Below are 279 nucleotides of genomic sequence, written 5' to 3'. Positions count from 1 at the left end.
GTAGTCGCCGATGTCTTCGAAATCCCAAACCGGTCGGGTCTGGCCGCTCATGAAGGCGATGAGCGTGCCCATATCCAGGCCGCTGCCACCGCCGAAGGCGACCACACCATCGTGAAAGCCTGCGCGATAAGCGTTGAGCCCACCCACCAGGTTAGCTTCACCCGGATTGGGCTTGAGGTCAGAAAACAGCGCTACGCCAAGACCAGCGGCGCGCAAGGCGTCCAGCGCCGCCGTGGTGATCGGAGAACGCGCCAGGCCACTGTCGGTAACCAGCAACGG

Annotated in this window: 1 protein-coding gene; it reads right to left on the bottom strand. The window is 63.4% G+C overall.

Annotation, left to right across the window (positions count from 1 at the left end; translation table 11 throughout):
* Positions 1–279: iron-containing alcohol dehydrogenase (locus ACZYSM_RS29575; protein WP_489077236.1), on the bottom strand; the 279-nt coding region annotated here is incomplete at both ends.

The organism is Pseudomonas sp. F220 (assembly GCF_057813935.1).
This window is presented reverse-complemented; position numbering and strand designations above follow the sequence as displayed.